This window comes from Rothia sp. HMSC071F11 (assembly GCF_001809115.1).
Taxonomy (GTDB): Bacteria; Actinomycetota; Actinomycetes; order Actinomycetales; family Micrococcaceae; genus Rothia; species Rothia dentocariosa.
This window is the reverse complement of record NZ_KV795763.1, coordinates 270,655-272,062: the sequence shown is the minus strand read 5'-3', so window position 1 is coordinate 272,062 and position 1,408 is coordinate 270,655. Positions and strand designations below refer to the sequence as shown.

2 protein-coding genes are annotated in these 1,408 nt (G+C 51.8%); both read left to right on the top strand.

The window, feature by feature from the left end:
• Positions 1 to 55 precede the first annotated feature (55 nt).
• The gene (locus HMPREF2554_RS09120) at positions 56 to 754 is read left to right on the top strand and encodes a DUF6318 family protein (RefSeq protein WP_013398277.1); all 699 of its coding nucleotides are present in this window, start codon (positions 56 to 58) and stop codon (positions 752 to 754) included.
• 29 nt (positions 755 to 783) lie between these two features.
• Positions 784 to 1,408: MFS transporter (locus HMPREF2554_RS09115; RefSeq protein WP_246826048.1), on the top strand; the 625-nt coding region annotated here is incomplete at its 3' end.

Sequence of the window (1,408 nt, the reverse complement as noted above, 5' to 3'; positions counted from 1 at the left end):
GTATCCGGGATAATAGTGTTAGAACAATAGTCGCTATCGATGAAAGGTCTTTCTTATGGCACAGTCGTTTGTATCCCGCAGAGCCGCCCTAGGTGTGCTGGGTGCAGGTTCCGCGCTCGCTTTTGTTGGATGCGCATCCAACGCTGGCAGCGTGAAACCGCTCCCGACGAATGCTACGGCAAGCTACCGCAGCGATTTCAGTGGCGAAGCGAAGATCGACGAATACGATACCTCGGCGGGGGAGTACCGTAAGGCGACCCGCACCGAACGCGCGAAGAACGTGCCCAAACCTATCAAGCCTAAGAACGCCGACGAAAACTCGGTGGCAGGGCTGTATTCCAGTATCGCGTTCTATACTGCGGCGACCCAGTACATGATGGAGAGCGGTGACGACAGCCTGATCGAGCAGACCGCGTTGAATGATACAGATAAAAGCTCCGTTAAGTCGTCCTCGTACCAGTTTTCAACGATCTGGTTTGAAGACCCCAAGGTGACGGCCAACCTTACCACGCCGAAGCCCAAGGAATCCGGCGGGGAATACACCTGGCCTTCCCGATTCACCATAGGGTTGGGCAGCTTTATCGCCACCTCAGGAAGGGATGCTGATGTCCCCTCAAGCTCCCGCAGCACCACGCTCGACGTCGATATAACAGGGAAGTATGAAAACGGGCACTGGGTTATTGGCGGGTTCGCCGCAGCCTTCCGTAGCCAGGTAGGTTCAGGCTCTAGCAGCAGTAGTGGATCGAGTATCTAGCCTTCTGCTCTGAGGTTTTGCGGAACGTGGTGAGGTACAGCAGAGCGTACTATCTTATCCCGGCGACGGCGCTTTCACGTATAGGCACCGTCGCCTACACCATTGTGGTGACCTGGTATATCAGCCAGCACGCCGGTCAGCAGATGGTTGGGGTGATGAATGCGTTGAGCGGCGCGGGCATATTCCTCGCCAGTATTCTTGGATTTGTTGTTATTGACAGGTTTAAGAAAAAATCCCTGCTGATTTTCTACGATATTTTTAATAGCCTCTGCTGCCTGTGCGCTCTTATTCTTTTATCGTCAGTACGCGGAGAATTTATCGTTTATATACTGATTATTCTTTCCGCTCTCATGTCTTTAGCCGCGACCGCATACAGCCCCACAAGCCGCGCTATTATTCCTGAAATTCTTGGACATCGAGAATTTGAAAAATACAATAGCACCTATTCGATGGTGGGAGAACTATCCCGTGCTGTGAGCCCCCTCGTAGGAACCATGATTCTCATCCAGAATTTTGCGAATGCTCTAGAGCTTTCAATTATCGTCAATCTGGTGTCATTTATTCTGTCTTTGGTACTCACTTTTATGGTGCCCGCTGGGTCTGTCGCTACCCGACGCTCAGAGGGCTCCGAAGTATTCCAAAAAACGCATATAC

What these genes read in the sequence shown, in the direction of transcription:
- HMPREF2554_RS09120 (WP_013398277.1), top strand. Translation starts at nt 56, where the DNA reads ATGGCACAGTCGTTTGTATCCCGCAGAGCCGCCCTAGGTGTGCTGGGT.